Source organism: Flavobacterium sp. AJR, assembly GCF_002156885.1.
GTDB lineage: Bacteria > Bacteroidota > Bacteroidia > Flavobacteriales > Flavobacteriaceae > Flavobacterium.
Genome location: NZ_NCWQ01000191.1, coordinates 1 through 1,237 on the forward strand (window position 1 = coordinate 1; position 1,237 = coordinate 1,237).

A 1,237-nucleotide genomic window follows, 5' to 3' on the forward strand; every position below is an offset into this window, starting at 1 on the left:
AAAACTGCACAATGCCGAAAAGCAAAAAAGATGGGGTTGGGAGTATGTTCAGGCAAGATTATTTAGAGTTTCTATAAAAGGACTTGTTCTGGAACAAACTCAAACAATAGGTTCATCTGTAATTAATGAGTTAAAGAATATTTTTATAATTTTCCTTTCGGCAAAATTGGTAATCGATGGTCAGATCACACTTGGGATGATGCTTGCCATAAGTTCTATCGTTGGGAGTTTAAATGGGCCAATTACACAGCTTATAGAGTTTGTAAGAGAAGTGCAAGATGCTAAAATATCGTTGGCAAGACTATCCGAAATTCATGATAAAGAAGATGAGGTACAGCAAGAAGTACATCAAACTCAAGATATTCCTCAGGATAGCGATATAATCATTAAAGATTTATCGTATCGTTATTTAGGTTCGGATATTCCTGTTTTAGATGACTTAAATTTGATAATTCCTGCACATAAAGTAACAGCCATTGTAGGTGTTAGCGGAAGCGGGAAAACTACTTTAATGAAGTTATTACTAAAATTCTATGAGCCAAATAATGGCGAAATAAACTTAGGAAATACTCAGCTCAAAAATATTTCGCAAAAAGCATGGCGTAATAACATCGGAGCTGTTATGCAAGAAGGATTTATTTTTAGTGATACAATTGCTAATAATATAGCTATTGGGGTCGATAAGATAGATAAAGAACGATTGGTTTACGCTGCAGATGTGGCCAACATAAAAGAATATATCTCTAGTTTGCCACTTGGTTATAATACCAAGATAGGATCAGAAGGAGTTGGTATGAGTACAGGACAAAAACAACGATTATTAATTGCGAGAGCAGTTTATAAAAATCCCGAAATGTTATTTTTTGATGAAGCAACTTCAGCATTAGATGCAAATAATGAAAAATCAATTATGGGGAAATTGGATATCTTCTTTAAGGATAAAACAGTTGTAGTAATTGCACACCGATTAAGTACAGTGATGAACGCAGATCAAATAGTTGTTTTAGACAAAGGAAAGATTATCGAAATAGGAAGTCACTCAGCATTAGTAGAACAAAAAGGGAATTATTTTGAATTGGTTCGTAATCAATTGCAATTAGGAAATTAAAAGATGGCAGAAGACAATACAAAATTTGAATTAAGAAGCGAAGAAGTACAAGATATCCTTACAAGAGTGCCACATTGGATGATACGATGGGGAACGGTTTTAATCTTTGCAATAATATGCATGCTGTTT

1 protein-coding gene is annotated in these 1,237 nt (G+C 33.7%); it reads left to right on the top strand.

Features of this window, described 5'->3' with window-relative positions; all coding sequences use genetic code 11:
* The coding region (locus B8T70_RS23485; protein ID WP_123912173.1) for a peptidase domain-containing ABC transporter at positions 1-1,108 on the top strand (1,108 nt) is incomplete at its 5' end.
* Positions 1,109-1,237: the final 129 nt, after the last annotated feature.